This is a genomic window from Melissospora conviva (assembly GCF_049523535.1).
Lineage (GTDB): Bacteria > Actinomycetota > Actinomycetes > Mycobacteriales > Micromonosporaceae > Melissospora > Melissospora conviva.
In genome coordinates this window covers 993,042-1,007,321 of record NZ_JBLLDT010000001.1, presented here as the reverse complement: position 1 = coordinate 1,007,321, position 14,280 = coordinate 993,042, and the positions used below count along the sequence as shown (strand labels likewise).

Below are 14,280 nucleotides of genomic sequence, written 5' to 3'. Positions count from 1 at the left end.
GGCGGAGCCGGCATGAGGCTGCACGCCGAGTACGCCTGGCTACCGGGCGCGGCCGAACCCTCCCGTGACGTGCTGATCGAGGTCGCCGACGGACGGTTCGGTGCGGTCACCGCCGGAGTCCCCGCGCCGGCCGGCGCCCGGCGCCTGCCCGGGGTGACCCTGCCGGGGCTGGCGAACGCCCACTCGCACGCCTTCCACCGGGCGCTGCGCGGCCGCACCCACGGCGGGCGGGGCGACTTCTGGAGCTGGCGGGAGCAGATGTACGCGGTGGCGGACCGGCTGGATCCGCAGCGCTACCTGGCGCTGGCCCGCGCGGTCTACGCCGAGATGGCGCTGGCCGGCATCACCTGCGTCGGGGAGTTCCACTACCTGCACCACGACCGCGACGGCGGCCGCTACGCCGACGCGAACGCGATGAGTGAGGCGCTGGTGGCCGCCGCCGCGCAGGCCGGCATCCGGATCACCCTGCTGGACACCTGCTACCTGAGCGCCGGGGTCGACGGCGCCCCGCTCACCGGGGCGCAGCGACGATTCGGGGACGGCGACGCCGACCGCTGGGCACAACGGGTGGACGCCTTCGCCCCGGCCGGCGGCCACGTCCGCGTCGGCGCGGCGGTGCACTCGGTGCGGGCGGTGCCGGCCGCGCAGCTGCCGGTGGTCGCGGCGTGGGCACGGGAGCGGGACGCGCCGCTGCACCTGCACCTGTCGGAGCAGCCCGCCGAGAACGAGGCCTGCCAGGCGGCGTACGGCCGCAGCCCCGCCGAGCTGCTCGCCGACGCCGGCGTGCTCGGGCCGCGCACCACGGCAGTGCACGCCACCCACCTCGGTGACACCGATGTACGGCTGCTCGGCACGAGCCGTACCGGGGTCTGCTTCTGTCCCACCACCGAACGGGACCTGGCCGACGGGATCGGGCCGGCGCCGCAGCTGGCCGCGGCCGGCAGCCCGCTGAGCCTCGGCAGCGACAGCCACGCCGTCATCGACCCGTTCGAGGAGGCCCGCGGGCTGGAGCTGGACGAGCGGCTGCGCAGCCGGGTCCGCGGGACCTTCACCGCGGCCGAGCTGCTGAGCGCCGCGAGCCGCGCCGGGCACGAGGCGCTCGGCTGGTCCGACGCGGGCGGCATCGCCACCGGACAGCGCGCCGACCTGGTGACGGTCGCCCTGGACCGGGTCCGTACCGCCGGGGTGCCGCCGACCGGGGTCCTCTTCGCCGCCGGCGCCGCCGACGTCACCGACGTGCTGGTCGACGGCCGGCCGGTGGTCACCGCCGGGATGCACACCACTGTGGACGTCCCCGCCGAACTCGGCGCCGCGATCTCGGCGGTGACGCGATGAGCGGCCGGGACGGAGCGAGCCTGCTCGTCGACGGCATCGGCGAGCTGGTGACCAACTCGCCGCACGGTGACGGACCGCTCGGCCTGCGGCACGACGCCGCGCTGGTCATCGTCGACGGCCGCATCGTCTGGGTCGGCGACACCCGGCAGGCCCCGGCGGCCGACCGGCGGCTCGACGCCGGCGGGGCAGCCGTGCTGCCGGGCTTCGTCGACAGCCACGCCCACCTGGTCTTCGCCGGCGACCGGGCCGGGGAGTTCGCGGCGCGGATGGCCGGACAGCCGTACACCGGCGGGGGGATCCGCACCACCGTCGCCGCCACCCGCGCCGCGAGCGACGACGTGCTGCGCGCCGGTGTCGCCCGGCTGGTCGGTGAGGCGCTGCGGCAGGGCACCACCACCATCGAGATCAAGAGCGGGTACGGCCTCACCGTCGCCGACGAACTCCGCTGCCTGCGCATCGCCGCCGAGTTCACCGAGGAGACGACGTTCCTCGGCGCGCACACCGTGCCGGCCGAGTACGCGTCGGACCCCGACGGCTACGTCGACCTGGTCTGCGGGCAGATGCTGGCGCAGGCCGCGCCGTACGCGCGCTGGGTCGACGTCTTCTGTGAACGGGGCGCCTTCGACGCCGACCAGACCCGGCGGGTCCTCCTCGCCGGACGGGCGGCCGGTCTAGGGCTGCGCCTGCACGGCAACCAGCTCGGCCCCGGCCCGGGAGTGCGGCTGGCGGTGGAGCTGGGCGCCGCCAGCGTCGACCACTGCACCCACCTCGACGACGCCGACGTGGCGGCGCTGGCCGGCTCGGACACGGTCGCCACGTTGCTGCCCGGTGCGGAGTTCTCCACCCGGTCGCCGTACCCGCACGCGCGGCGGCTGCTCGACGCGGGGGTGACGGTGGCGCTCGCGACCGACTGCAACCCCGGCTCGTCGTACACCTCGTCTATGCCGTTCTGTGTGGCGCTGGCCGTACGGGAGATGGGGATGACCCCGGCGGAGGCGGTGGCCGCGGCGACCGCGGGTGGCGCGGCGGCGCTGCGCCGCGACGACCTCGGCCGGCTCGCCCCCGGCGCCCGCGCCGACCTGATGATCCTCGACGCCCCGACCCACCTGCACCTCGCCTACCGGCCGGGGGTGCCCCTGGTCCGCCAGGTTCTGCGCAACGGAGTACCGCTATGACGACCGTGACAATTCAGCCCACCGGCATCACCACCGCCGACCTGCTCGCCGTGGCCCGCGGCGACGCGAAGGTCGCGCTCGCCGACGCCACCGTGGCGGCGATGGCGGCCAGCCGCGCCATCGTGGACGGGATCGAACGCGACGGCCGGCCTGTCTACGGCGTCTCCACCGGCTTCGGCGCGCTGGCCAACACCTTCATCGCTCCCGAACGTCGCGCCGAACTGCAGCACGCGCTGATCCGCTCACACGCCGCCGGCGTCGGCGCGCCGATGCCGCGCGAGGTGGTGCGGGCGATGATGCTGCTGCGGGTACGGTCGCTGGCGCTGGGCCGCTCCGGCGTACGCCCGCTGATGGCGCAGGCGCTGGTGGACCTGCTCAACGCCGACATCACCCCGTGGGTGCCCGAGCACGGTTCGCTCGGCGCCTCCGGGGACCTGGCGCCGCTGGCGCACTGCGCGCTGGCCCTGCTCGGCGAAGGCTGGGTGCTCGGCCCGGCCGGCGAACGGCTCGACGCCGGTCCGGCCCTGGCCGCGGCCGGGCTGCGCCCGATCGCGCTGGCCGCCAAGGAAGGGCTGGCACTGATCAACGGCACCGACGGGATGCTCGGCATGCTGCTGCTGGCGATCGCCGACGCGAAGCACCTGTTCACCATGGCCGACGTGACCGCGGCGCTGGCGATCGAGGCGATGCTCGGTTCGGAGCGGCCGTTCCTGCCGGAGCTGCACGCCATCCGCCCGCACCCCGGCCAGTCGGTCTCGGCGGCGAACATCCACCGGCTCCTGCAGGGCTCGGCCATCATGGACTCCCACCGCGACGACCTCGCCCACGCGGTGCAGGACGCCTATTCGATGCGCTGCGCCCCGCAGGTCGCCGGCGCCGCCCGGGACACCCTCGACTTCGCCGAGACCGTCGCCGCCCGGGAGCTGCTCTCCGTGGTGGACAACCCGGTGGTGCTCACCGACGGGCGGGTCGAGTCGACGGGCAACTTCCACGGCGCGCCGCTCGGCTTCGCCGCCGACTTCCTCGCCATCGCCGCCGCCGAGGTCGGTGCGATCGCCGAACGACGCGTCGACCGGCTGCTGGACGTCACCCGCTCCCGTGACCTGCCGGCCTTCCTCTCCCCCGACGCCGGCGTCAACTCCGGGCTGATGATCGCCCAGTACACCGCGGCCGGGATCGTCGCCGAGAACCGGCGGCTCGCCGCCCCCGCCTCGGTCGACTCGCTGCCGACCAGCGGCATGCAGGAGGACCACGTCTCGATGGGCTGGGCGGCGACCAAGAAGCTGCGCACGGTCCTGACGAACCTGACCAGCCTGCTCGCCGTGGAGCTGCTCGCGGGCGTACGCGGACTGCAGCTGCGGGCCCCGCTCACGCCGTCGCCGGCCGGTCAGGCGGCGGTCGCGGCGCTGGCCGGGGTGGCCGGCGAACCCGGACCGGATGTCTTCCTCGCGCCGGTGATGGAGCGCGCGGCGGCCGTCGTCGCCGGCCCACAGCTGCGGGCCGAAATCGAGACGCGGATCGGCCCCCTGGGCTGACCCGGTGTTCCTGACGGACCGGCCCGGGAGCGGCGGGGCCGGCTGCGCTGCGGCTAGTAGGCTGGCTCCCCGTGGGAATGTACGGGGAGTACCTGCGCGTCACGCCCGACGAGCTGGCGCGCAGCATCGCCGACCCGGTCTGGGGGCGGCAGCTCGCCGACTCGGTGATCGAGGCGGAGTTCGTCGAGGAGCCGGCCGAGCCGCGCAACTACGGCACCGACAAGTCGTGGCACGGGCTGCAGTACCTGTTGCAGCGCGCCGGCTTTCCGCTGGACATCGTCACCGGCGAGCAGTCGTTCGTCGAGAAGCTGGAGAACTGGGACGAGCTGGAGGGCTCCGAGGTCGACTGGGGCGCCGGCCCGCCCGGCTATCTCACCCCCGAGCAGGTGAAGCTCGCCGCGGAGCTGCTGGCCCGTACGCCGTTCGAGAAGCTCATCGAGGGCGTGGAGCCGGCCGAGCTGATCCGCGAGCACATCTACCCGCAGGTCTGGGACCGTCCGGGTCAGCTGGAAGAGCTCGGTCACCACTACGACTACCTGCCGGCCTACTTCGCCGCGGCCGCCCGGGCCGGCGACGCCGTCATCTGCTGGATCGCCTGACGGCGCTCGCCGGGCCCCGGTCGGCGGGAAGTGCCGGGAGTTCAGTCGGCGGGCGGCAGCACCCGGGTGACCAGTACGGCCAGCTCGCGCAGGGCCTTGCCCCGGTGGCTGACCGCGTCCTTCTCGGTCGGGGTCAGCTCCGCGTTGGTGCGGGTCTCGCCGTCGCCGAGGAAGATCGGGTCGTAGCCGAAGCCGCCCGCGCCGCGCGGTGCGCGCAGCAGCCGGCCGTTCTGGCGCCCCTCCACCAGGTGTTCGAGCCCACTGGGGAGCACCAGCGCGATCGCGCAGACGAAGGCCGCGCCGCGCCGGTCGTCGGGCAGGTCGGCGATCTGCGCGAGCACCAGCTCCAGGTTCGCCTTGTCGTCGCCGTGCCGGCCGGACCAGCGGGCGCTGAGCACACCCGGCATGCCGTTGAGTGCCTCGACGGTCAGGCCGGAGTCGTCGGCGACCGTCGGCAGCCCGGTGTGGTGGCAGCCCTCGCGGGCCTTGAGCAGCGCGTTCTCGCCGAAGGTCAGCCCGGTCTCCGGGGTCTCCGGGTACGGATCGACGTCGTCGAGCCCGACCAGGGCGATCCGGTGCCCGCCGAGCGCGGTGTCCAGGATGCGCTGCAGCTCGACGAGCTTCTTGCGGTTGCGGGTCGCCAGCAGGACAGTGTTCACGCTGGCACCTCCGCGAGCCCGAGGGCCGCCCGCTGCGCCCGGGCCAGCTCGGCGCAGCCGAGCCCCGCCAGGTCGAGCAGGGCGTCGTGCTGGGCGCGGGTGAAGACCCCCGCCTCGCCGGTGCCCTGCACCTCGACGTACTCCCCGGCGCCGGTGCAGACGACGTTCATGTCCACCTCGGCGGCGACGTCCTCGACGTAGTTGAGGTCCAGCCGGGGCTCGCCGTCGATGATGCCGACGCTGACCGCCGAGACCGAGCGGTGCATCACCGCGGCGGGCTTGCCGGCCAGCGACTTCCGCTCGGCCAGCCAGTTCACCGCGTCGTAGAGCGCCACGTACGCGCCGGTGATGGCGGCCGTACGGGTGCCGCCGTCGGCCTGCAGCACGTCGCAGTCGAGCACGATCGAGTTCTCACCGAGCGCCTTGAGGTCGACGCAGGCCCGCAGGCTGCGCCCGATCAGCCGGGAGATCTCGTGGGTCCGGCCGCCGATGCGGCCCTTGACGCTCTCCCGGTCGGAGCGGGTGTTCGTGGCCCGGGGCAGCATCGCGTACTCGGCGGTCACCCAGCCGAGCCCGGAGCCCTTGCGCCAGCGTGGCACCCCCTCGGTCACGCTCGCGGTGCAGAGCACCCGGGTGTCGCCGAACTCGACGAGCACCGAGCCCTCCGGGTGGATGCTCCACTGCCGCGTCAGGGTCACCGGTCGGAGTTGGTCGGGCGCGCGCCCGTCAGGTCGTGCCATGGCGAAGAGCCTATGCGCTGCCGGCCTCGCCGTGAGCAGCGGTCCGGCTCGCCACCCGGGCGGTTCCGCGCCGGGCGATGATCAGATGTCGTACCGGGCGCCGGGGCGGACCACCTCGAGCGGACCGCCGTAGACCGCGGCGGCCGCCGCGACGGTCTGCGCCTCGCTGCCCCAGGCGTCGACCAGGTGGGTCAGGAGCAGCCGCCCCACCCCGGCCTGCTGGGCCGCCTCCCCCGCTTCCCTGCCGGTCAGGTGCAGCCCGGGCGGGTTCTGCGGGCCGTCGAGGTAGCTGGCCTCACAGAGGAAGACGTCGGCGCCGTCGGCGAGCCGGACCAGCGCGTCGCAGGGTGCGGTGTCGGCCGAGTAGCAGAGCACCCGGCCTTCGTGTTCCAGCCGGATCCCGTACGTCTCGACGGGGTGGTTGACCCGCGCCAACGTGACCGTGAACGGACCGATCCCGAAGTTGCCCTCGCTGAGGGTCCGGAAGTCGTAGACGTCCTCGACGGACTCGATCTCGGCGTCGGCGCTGTAGGCGCCGGCGAGGCGCTGGGCCGCGCCGGCCGGGGCGTAGAGCGGCAGAGGCTCGTGCGGACCGTCCGGGGCGTAGCGGCGCACCACCACGTAGGAGACGGCGTCGAGGATGTGGTCGCCGTGCAGGTGGCTCAGGAGGACCGCGTCGACGGCGTGCAGCCCGGCGTAGCGCTGCAGCGCCGAGAGCGACCCGGTGCCGAAGTCGAGCAGGAGCCGGAAGCCGTCGGCCTCCACCAGATATGCCGAGCAGGCCGACTCCGGGCCGGGGAAGCTGCCGGCGCATCCGAGAACGGTCAGGCGCATCGGCCCGCCCCGCGACCGCCCCCGACACGACGGGATCCCGGACAGCGGCCCCCGTCGACCATTACCGACGATTCACGCACGCAGGGCAGCCTACGCCGCAGCCCGCGCAACGTCGGAACAGCCGGGACAACTTGTCGCCAAGGTGACACCTTGGGCGTTGTTCGGCGACCGTCACGCCCAGAGCTGGCCGTCGAGCGCGTCCTCGGCCTCGGCGAGCGTGCCGGCGTACGCGCCGGTGGAGAGGTACTTCCAGCCGCCGTCGGCGACGACGAAGGCGACGTCGGCGCGCTTGCCCTGCTTGACCGCCTCGTGCGCCACCGCCAGCGCGGCGTGCAGGATCGCCCCGGTGGAGAAGCCGGCGAAGATGCCCTCGACCTCGACCAGCTGCCGGGTACGCAGCACCGCGTCGCGGGTGCCGACCGAGAAGCGGCGGTTGAGCACGCCGGCGTCGTAGAGCTCGGGGACGTAGCCCTCGTCGATGTTGCGCAGGCCGTAGACCACTTCGCCGTAGCGCGGCTCGGCCGCGACGATCTGAATCTCCTCGACCTTTTCCCGCAGGTAGCGGCCGGTGCCCATCAGGGTGCCGGTGGTGCCGAGGCCGGCGACGAAGTGGGTGATCGTGGGCAGGTCGCGCAGCAGCTCGGGACCGGTCGTCTCGTAGTGCGCCCGGGCGTTCGCCTCGTTGCCGTACTGGAAGAGCATCACCCAGTCCGGGTGCTCGGCGGCGATCTGCTTGGCGGTGGCGACCGCCTGGTTGGAGCCGCCGGCGGCGGGCGAGAAGATGATCTCGGCGCCGTACATGCGCAGCAGCTGCACCCGCTCGGCGGAGACGTTCTCCGGCATCACGCAGACCAGCCGGTAGCCGCGCAGCTTGGCGACCATCGCCAGCGAGATGCCGGTGTTGCCGCTGGTCGGTTCGAGGATGGTGTCGCCGGGGCGCAGCCGGCCGGCCCGTTCGGCCTCGCGGACCATGAACAGGGCCGGCCGGTCCTTGATGCTTCCGGTCGGGTTGCGATCCTCCAGCTTCGCCCAGAGCCGCACCGGCGGGGCGCCCTCGGGCACCGTCGGCGACAGGCGCGGCAACCCCACCAGGGGGGTCTCGCCGCAGGCGTCCAGCAGGCTGTCGTATCGCGTCATGACCGGATCCGCCTCAGCGAACCAGTGCGCGAGCGGAGCCGTTGCCCAGCATCGCCGCGGCGGCGGCGAAGCCGAACGCGCCACCGGCGACCGCGGGCAGCACTGTCACGCTGTCACCGTCGGTGAGCTTGGCGTCGAGCGCCCCGAGGAAGCGGACGTCCTCGTCGTTGACGTAGACGTTGACGAAGCGGTGCAGCACGCCCTCCTCGGTCACCAGCCGGGCCCGCAGGCCGGCGTGCCGGGAGTCGAGGTCGGTGAGCAGGTCGGCGAGGGTGTCGCCGGAGCCCTCGACCACCTTGGCGCCGCCGGTGTAGCTGCGCAGGATCGTGGGGATGCGAACTTCGATGGCCATGATGTCGTACTCCAAATCGCAGAACCGCAAGGTGACGGAAGAAAAGAAGGAGGTGCCGTACGCGCTGAGAAGTCAGCGGTCGGAACACTCGTAGTCGACCGCCGCCGGGCTCTGCCCGAACATGTACGACTGCACGGCGTGCGGGTCCACCCCGGCCTCGACGATCCGCACCGGCTCCTCGGTCACCACGCCGTCGACGATCCGGAATGACCGGATCTCCTCGGTCTCGGCGTCCTGCGTCGAGACCAGCAGGTAGTGCGCCCCGGGCTCGCCGGCGAAGGCGACGTCGGTGCGTGACGGGTACGCCTCGGTGGCGGTGTGCGAGTGGTAGATGATCACGGGCTCTTCGTCCCGGTCGTCCATCTCGCGCCACACCCGCAGCTGCTCCATGGAGTCGAACTCGTAGAAGGTCATGGAGCGGGCGGCGTTCTCCATCGGGATGTGCCGGGTCGGGGTGTCGCGCCCGATCGGGCCCGCGACGACGCCGCACGCCTCGTCCGGGTGGTCCCGACGCGCGTGCGCGACAATCGCGTCGATGATCGACCGGTCTACGCTCAGCACGAGTCAGAGCCTACCGCCTACCGGCGGCACGACGCTAAGTGGGAACGGTCACCCACCTGCGCAGACGTCGCGTTCGCGCAGTTCAGCGCGGTGCGGGACGGGCGGCAGGGCGGCGGCGCGGTCCACAGCGTGGACTCCGGCTCACTCCTCGGACCACCGGGCGTTGGCGGGATGACCGATCAGCGCCTGCAGCAGCGACTCCTGCAGGTAGCCGAGGTAGGCGTAGACGGAGAGCTGGAAGACGCGGCTGGAGGCGGGGTCGGCCGAAACCGCCTGCCCCAGCTCCTCCTCGATGTCGGTCCCGGCGGTGATCTCCAGGCGCACCGCCATGGCGAGCCGGACGTCGTTGATCGCCCGCAGCCAGGTCTCGGCCTCCTCGGCGTCGAGGCGGACGGTGCCGCCGCCGCGTGGCGGCAGCGCCGCCAGGATCGCGCCGGCCTGATCGATCTTGGCGGTCTTGAGATCGCCCTCGGTGTAGCGGCGGTACTCGGCCGAGTCCTGCGGGTCGTCGGGGTAGACGTCGGGGAAGAGCCGGCCGACGACCGGGTCGCCGTGGTCGAAACTGTCGGTGAGCAGGGCCACGATCTCGTCGGCGACCCTGCGCAGCACCCGCACCTCGTCGGCGGAGAAGGTGGCGAGGTAGCTGTCCCCGCTGCGGTGGAAGGTGCTCATGACCGGTCCACCGTCGCCCAGAGCCCGTAGCCGTGCAGCTGCGCGGCGTCGTGCTCCATCCGCTCGCGGGCGCCGCTGGAGACCACGGCCCGTCCCTTGTGGTGCACGTCGAGCATGAGCTGTTCGGCCTTCTCCCGGCTGTAGCCGAAGACACGTTGGAAAACCCAGGTCACGTACGTCATCAGGTTGACCGGGTCATCCCACACGACCGTGACCCAGGGTCGGCCGGAGTCGGGCACCTCTCGGGTGTCCGGGGTCTGCACCGGCGCTGTCTGCGGAGCCGCCATGCCCCCATCGTGCCACCGCCCGCGCCCGGACGGTGAATCGGAACACGGTGATCAGGCCAGCAGGATGCCGTGGTCCACCGCGTCGGCCAGCACCGGCTCGAACGCCAGCCGGACCGCCTCCACCCGCTGCGACAGATCGCGCAGCAGCTCCAGCTCGATCTCACGCAGGGCCCGCTGCGACCAGATCCGCGCGCGGGTCTGGTCGGCGTTCTCCGGGGCCCGCCAGTGCTGGTAGCAGCTGCCGCTGAGCGCCAGCCCCACCGGGGGCAGCACCTCGTGACGGCCGGCCGCCGGGTGGACGTCGAGTGCGGCGAGCGCGCCGGGGCCGCTCAGGGCGGCGATCCCGCCGGTGGTGGTGACCAGCAGCACCCTGCCGGTGTCACGGCTGCGCCCGTTCTCCGCCAGGCCCCAGCTCACCGCCCGGATGATCCGGCGGCGTACGTCGGGCTCGGCGGTGCCGCCGAAGACCAGCGCGTACCCGTCGTCGATCAGCTGGTCGACGGTCGCGTCGCACTCGGCGGTGGCCAGCAGGGAGAGCGCGTGCAGCTCCCGGTCGAGCACGGCCGCCAGCGAGGCGGGACCGCCGCAGAAGACGATCTCACGGACCACCCGCAGGTGGATGTTGGCCAGTTCGAGGGAGACGTTCTGCCGCAGCCGGTGGACCGCGGCGCGGACGTGGCTGTCGAACCGTCCGGCCCAGTCGCTGCCGGCGACGGTCGCGGCCACACTCACCCGGCGGGTGGTCTCGGCCCCCTCCGGCGGGCTCTGACTGGCCCGGCGCAGTCCTTCCCGGGACGACCAGCAGACCAGCGCGCGCCGGACCTTCTCGGCATCACCGGGGGGCACCGGCAGCCACGGGGCGTCGGCCAGCGCCGGCACCGAGGCGAGCAACGCCACCCGGTGGGCGTCGACGCTGATGGCGACCGGGTCCAGCCCGGCGCCGTCCTCGGCCGGCCAGCCGGCCGCGCCGGGGGTGACGGCGAAGAAGACCTCCACGCCGGTGGCCGCGAGCTCGGTGAGCAGGTCGAGGTCGGCCCGGTCGAAGCTCTGGTCGGCCCCGATGACGAACAGAACGGCTCCCCCGCGGGCCGCGGCCTCCAGCAGCACCCGGACCCCGGCGACACCGAGCGAGGCGGTGTCCGGGCAGTCCACCACCCCGAAGTGGCGCAACATCGGGTTGGGGCTGGTCAGCTGGGTGCGCCGGGGTGGGCGGGTGGGGTGGCCGGCACCGGAGTGCGGCTGCCGGGAACCGGGGACGTAGGCCGTGCGCCGGGCGCTGCGGCCGTAGCCGACCGCGAGGTAGCTGCCGTCCGGGACGGTCACCGCCGCCAGGTCCGTCTCCAGCAGCGCCGCCAGCACCGCACGCCGGCCGGCGCCGGCCGGGCCCGTCACGATGACCGCGAGCGGTTCGTCCGGGCCGGTACGGCCACTGTGCGGGCGGGGAGCGGGAACGGAGACCGTACTGCGCAGGCGATCGTGGTTGAGATCAGTGGCGGGGCGACGAGCGCCGGGCTCCATCTGATGGCCTCCCTGGCCAGGGGTGAGCGGCCGTGAGTCAGCCGGTCGGACAATCCGGTGCGGGGATCAGAAGAATACGGACCATCCGGAGTGGATCGGTAGAGATGGGATACTCAGCAACAAGCACCACACTACTCAATTCCACAGAGTCACCATACCTGCGCGGAGCGATATTGCTCGATATGCTGCCACGATGAGTTCCTGGCGCTTCGTGGGCCGTACCGGCGAGCTCGCCCGCCTCGTCAGCGCCGCCGAGACCGGCGGCCGGGGGATCTTCTTCAGCGGCGCGGCCGGCGTCGGCAAGAGCCGGCTGCTGCGCGAGGGCAGCGCCGCCCTGCCGCCGGAACGCTTCGCGCTCTGGTCGGCCTCGGCGACGCTCGCCACCTCCGGCCTGCCCTTCGGCGGCCTGGCCCAGGTGCTCCCCGCCGACCAGCCACCGAACCTCCCCGCCGCGGGCGTGCTGCGCTGGGCGCTGGACACCCTGCACCGCCAGGCCGCCGGACGGCGCATCGTGCTCGCCGTCGACGATGCCCACCTGCTCGACGCCTCCTCGGCCGCGCTGGTCCACCTCATCGCCCGCTCCGACAACGCCACCGTCATCGGCGCCTGGCTCGAGGGCAGCCAGCTGCCGCTGCCCGTACGGGCACTCTGGACCGACGACCTGGCCGACCTGGTCGACATCGGCCCGCTCGGGCTCGACGACACCGCCGAACTGATCGCCGGACTCGTCGGCGGGCCGGTCGCGCCGGCCAGCGCGCAGCGGCTCTGGCGTCTGGCCGGCGGCAACCCGCTGCTGGTGCGGGAGCTGATCGAAGCCGCCAGGCGCGGCGGGGAGCTGAGCGAGGCGTACGGCCAGTGGCAGTGGAGCGGCCGGCTCGCCATCGCCCCGACCCTCGCCGACCTCATCGACGCCCGCATCGGCCAGCTCGACCCCGGGTTGCGCATCGTCGCCGAGTACGTCGCCTTCGGTGAGCCGCTCGGCCTCGACCTGCTCATCCGGGCGACCACCGCCGCCGAGGTCGAACAGGCCGAGGAGCTGGGGCTGGTCTCGGTCACCCGGCACGAACCGGAGCCGACCGTACGGCTGGCGCAGCCCCTCTACGGCGAGATCGTCCGGCAGCAGTGCCCGGTCAGCCGGGCCCGCCGCCTCAAGACGCAGCTGGCCGACCTGCTCGCCCAGTCCGCCGAGCGGCGCGGCGACGACCTGCTGCGGGTCGCCGTCTGGCGACTCGACTGCGGCGACTCCCCCAGCCCTCGCCTGCTGCTGACCGCCGCCCAGGAGGCCTCCGTCCGGTACGACGTGCCCCTGGCCACCCGCCTCGCCCGCGCGGCGGTGGCGGCCGGCGGTGGCTTCGACGCCCGCGAGCTCCTCGCCGCCCTGCTGACCTTCAACGGGCAGTCGGACGAGGCGCTGGCCCTGCTCGACGACCGCGCCGACAGCGACGGCAGCGAGCTGCGCCGGGCGCGCCGGCTCACCATGCGAGCGCTGGTCACCTACTGGGGACAGTGCCGCACCGACGGCGTCGAGGAGCTGGCCGAACAGGGCGCTACCTTCGGCGACCCGGGCGCCCGCGGCCTGGTGCGTTCCTTCGAGGCGGCGATGCGGCTGCACCAGCTGGACGTCGCCGCCGCACGGCGCCTCTGCGACGAGGTGCTCGCCCAGCCCGCTCTGCCCACGGCGGCGCAGACATTCGCCCACTGCACCCTCGGATACCTGCACGCGGTCAAGGGGGAGCTGCTGACCAGTGAGAAGGTGCTGGCCGCCGTCCGGGACGACAGCGACCGGTGGCGCGCGCAGATGCCGTACCTGCAGCTGGCACTGGAGGTGGCCGACGGCACCCGGCTCGCGCTCGGCGCGGATCTCGCCGGGCTCGACGCGATCGTCGCCGACGAGTTCGCCGACCTCTTCGCCGCCGGCGACTTCCACCTCGCCGGCGGCTTCCTGTCGGTGCTGCGCGCCTACGCCGCGCGGCTGCGCGGCCGCAGCGCGGACGCCCTGCGGACCAGCCTCGGCGCCTGCGCCCTGCTCACCACCAGCCGGATCTTCGCCAGCCTGGCCCACGCCGAGCGGGCCCAGGCCGCGGCGCTGCGCGGGGAGCTCTCCTGCGCCCGGGAGGCGATGGCCGAGTCGGACCGGGTGCACACCCCGGCAGTGGAGATGGTCTATCCGTGGCGGGAACAGGCCCGCGCGGCGGTCGCCGCCGGCGGCGGTGACCTCACCGGCGCGCTGCGCCACCTGGGGGCGCTGGTGCTGCGACTGCAGAACGACGGCCTCGCCGGGCACGAGGTGCGGGCCCTGCACGACCTGGTCCGCCTCGACCGGCCGCGGACCCCGGTCGGGGTGGCGGCGCACGGCGGGACGCGGCCGACCGCCGCCCAGCGCCTTGCCGAGCTGGCAGAGGTCGTCGAGGGACCGCTGCCGCCGGTGCTGGCGTGGCACGCCCGCGCACTGACCACCGGTCCCGGCACCGAACTGCTCGCCGTCGCCGGCACCTTCGAGGAGATGGGACTGCACCTCTACGCCGCCGAAGCCGCCGCCCAGGCCGTGCGGCGCCTGCGCGACAACCGGCATTCCAGCCTGGCCGCGCAGCGTCGGCTGACCGCCCTGCTCGCCCGCTGCGATGTCGTCCGCACGCCCGCGCTCGCCGGCAGCCGTCCCGTGCTGACCGCCCGCGAATCCGAGATCGCCCGGCTCGCCGCAACGGGCACCCCGAGCCGGGGCATCGCCACACGGCTCTATCTCTCGGCGCGCACCGTCGACAACCACCTGCAACGCATCTACCGCAAACTCGGCGTCGCCGGGCGGCCGGAACTGCCGGCCGCCCTGGCCGCGATGCCGGACCACGTTCACGGCGGTGGCGGCTGAACCCTAGGCT

General features: G+C 73.9%; 14 protein-coding genes. 5 read left to right on the top strand and 9 right to left on the bottom strand.

What is annotated here, in order from left to right; genetic code table 11:
* Nucleotides 1-12: 12 nt before the first annotated feature.
* The 4 genes from ACK8GG_RS04960 (at nucleotide 13) to ACK8GG_RS04945 (ending at nucleotide 4,644) form a co-directional block, all read left to right on the top strand.
* Nucleotides 13-1,335 (top strand): formimidoylglutamate deiminase, encoded by a 1,323-nt coding sequence (locus ACK8GG_RS04960; protein ID WP_440355644.1) that lies wholly within the window; start codon nucleotides 13-15, stop codon nucleotides 1,333-1,335.
* Nucleotides 1,332-2,510, top strand: coding sequence for an imidazolonepropionase (hutI, locus tag ACK8GG_RS04955; protein ID WP_440355643.1), 1,179 nt, complete (start codon nucleotides 1,332-1,334; stop codon nucleotides 2,508-2,510). The genes ACK8GG_RS04960 and hutI overlap by 4 nt, the downstream gene beginning before the upstream one ends.
* A complete protein-coding gene (gene hutH / locus ACK8GG_RS04950; RefSeq protein WP_440353938.1) occupies nucleotides 2,507-4,045 on the top strand; it encodes a histidine ammonia-lyase in 1,539 nt (512 codons plus the stop codon). The genes hutI and hutH overlap by 4 nt, the downstream gene beginning before the upstream one ends.
* Nucleotides 4,046-4,122: 77 nt before the next feature.
* Entirely contained in the window at nucleotides 4,123-4,644 is a 522-nt protein-coding gene (locus ACK8GG_RS04945; RefSeq protein ID WP_440354433.1) for a YfbM family protein, read from the top strand.
* A 41-nt stretch (nucleotides 4,645-4,685) separates the two neighbouring features.
* On the opposite strand, the gene rdgB is transcribed toward ACK8GG_RS04945, so the two are convergent.
* From rdgB to ACK8GG_RS04900, 9 genes are all read right to left on the bottom strand, one after another.
* Entirely contained in the window at nucleotides 4,686-5,303 is a 618-nt protein-coding gene (rdgB, locus tag ACK8GG_RS04940; RefSeq protein WP_440355642.1) for an RdgB/HAM1 family non-canonical purine NTP pyrophosphatase, read from the bottom strand.
* A complete protein-coding gene (gene rph / locus ACK8GG_RS04935; protein WP_440348008.1) occupies nucleotides 5,300-6,043 on the bottom strand; it encodes a ribonuclease PH in 744 nt (247 codons plus the stop codon). Before rph ends, rdgB begins: the two co-directional genes overlap by 4 nt.
* 81 nt (nucleotides 6,044-6,124) lie before the next feature.
* Nucleotides 6,125-6,877, bottom strand: coding sequence for an MBL fold metallo-hydrolase (locus ACK8GG_RS04930; RefSeq protein WP_440353940.1), 753 nt, complete (start codon nucleotides 6,875-6,877; stop codon nucleotides 6,125-6,127).
* Between the two features lie 171 nt (nucleotides 6,878-7,048).
* Nucleotides 7,049-8,014 (bottom strand): PLP-dependent cysteine synthase family protein, encoded by a 966-nt coding sequence (locus ACK8GG_RS04925; RefSeq protein ID WP_440348010.1) that lies wholly within the window; start codon nucleotides 8,012-8,014, stop codon nucleotides 7,049-7,051.
* Nucleotides 8,015-8,027: 13 nt separating this feature from the next.
* Complete coding sequence (locus tag ACK8GG_RS04920) at nucleotides 8,028-8,366, bottom strand: MoaD/ThiS family protein (RefSeq protein ID WP_440348011.1); 339 nt, start codon at nucleotides 8,364-8,366, stop codon at nucleotides 8,028-8,030.
* Between the two features lie 72 nt (nucleotides 8,367-8,438).
* A complete protein-coding gene (locus ACK8GG_RS04915) occupies nucleotides 8,439-8,927 on the bottom strand; it encodes a M67 family metallopeptidase (protein WP_440348012.1) in 489 nt (162 codons plus the stop codon).
* Nucleotides 8,928-9,068: 141 nt separating this feature from the next.
* A complete protein-coding gene (locus ACK8GG_RS04910) occupies nucleotides 9,069-9,599 on the bottom strand; it encodes a DUF2017 domain-containing protein (RefSeq protein ID WP_440348013.1) in 531 nt (176 codons plus the stop codon).
* On the bottom strand, nucleotides 9,596-9,886 hold the full coding sequence (clpS, locus tag ACK8GG_RS04905; protein WP_440348014.1) for an ATP-dependent Clp protease adapter ClpS: 291 nt from the start codon (nucleotides 9,884-9,886) through the stop codon (nucleotides 9,596-9,598). Before clpS ends, ACK8GG_RS04910 begins: the two co-directional genes overlap by 4 nt.
* Nucleotides 9,887-9,937: 51 nt before the next feature.
* Nucleotides 9,938-11,404: a hypothetical protein gene (locus ACK8GG_RS04900; RefSeq protein WP_440355641.1), complete on the bottom strand. Its 1,467-nt coding sequence runs from the start codon at nucleotides 11,402-11,404 to the stop codon at nucleotides 9,938-9,940.
* Between the two features lie 193 nt (nucleotides 11,405-11,597).
* On the opposite strand from ACK8GG_RS04900, the gene ACK8GG_RS04895 reads away from it, so the two are divergent.
* The gene (locus ACK8GG_RS04895; protein ID WP_440355640.1) at nucleotides 11,598-14,270 is read left to right on the top strand and encodes a LuxR C-terminal-related transcriptional regulator; all 2,673 of its coding nucleotides are present in this window, start codon (nucleotides 11,598-11,600) and stop codon (nucleotides 14,268-14,270) included.
* Nucleotides 14,271-14,280: the final 10 nt, after the last annotated feature.

What these genes read in the sequence shown, in the direction of transcription:
- ACK8GG_RS04960 (WP_440355644.1), top strand. Translation starts at nt 13, where the DNA reads ATGAGGCTGCACGCCGAGTACGCCTGGCTACCGGGCGCGGCCGAACCC.
- hutI (WP_440355643.1), top strand. Translation starts at nt 1,332, where the DNA reads ATGAGCGGCCGGGACGGAGCGAGCCTGCTCGTCGACGGCATCGGCGAG.
- hutH (WP_440353938.1), top strand. Translation starts at nt 2,507, where the DNA reads ATGACGACCGTGACAATTCAGCCCACCGGCATCACCACCGCCGACCTG.
- ACK8GG_RS04945 (WP_440354433.1), top strand. Translation starts at nt 4,123, where the DNA reads ATGTACGGGGAGTACCTGCGCGTCACGCCCGACGAGCTGGCGCGCAGC.
- rph (WP_440348008.1), bottom strand. Translation starts at nt 6,043, where the DNA reads ATGGCACGACCTGACGGGCGCGCGCCCGACCAACTCCGACCGGTGACC.
- ACK8GG_RS04930 (WP_440353940.1), bottom strand. Translation starts at nt 6,877, where the DNA reads ATGCGCCTGACCGTTCTCGGATGCGCCGGCAGCTTCCCCGGCCCGGAG.
- ACK8GG_RS04925 (WP_440348010.1), bottom strand. Translation starts at nt 8,014, where the DNA reads ATGACGCGATACGACAGCCTGCTGGACGCCTGCGGCGAGACCCCCCTG.
- ACK8GG_RS04920 (WP_440348011.1), bottom strand. Translation starts at nt 8,366, where the DNA reads ATGGCCATCGAAGTTCGCATCCCCACGATCCTGCGCAGCTACACCGGC.
- ACK8GG_RS04910 (WP_440348013.1), bottom strand. Translation starts at nt 9,599, where the DNA reads ATGAGCACCTTCCACCGCAGCGGGGACAGCTACCTCGCCACCTTCTCC.
- clpS (WP_440348014.1), bottom strand. Translation starts at nt 9,886, where the DNA reads ATGGCGGCTCCGCAGACAGCGCCGGTGCAGACCCCGGACACCCGAGAG.
- ACK8GG_RS04900 (WP_440355641.1), bottom strand. Translation starts at nt 11,404, where the DNA reads ATGGAGCCCGGCGCTCGTCGCCCCGCCACTGATCTCAACCACGATCGC.
- ACK8GG_RS04895 (WP_440355640.1), top strand. Translation starts at nt 11,598, where the DNA reads ATGAGTTCCTGGCGCTTCGTGGGCCGTACCGGCGAGCTCGCCCGCCTC.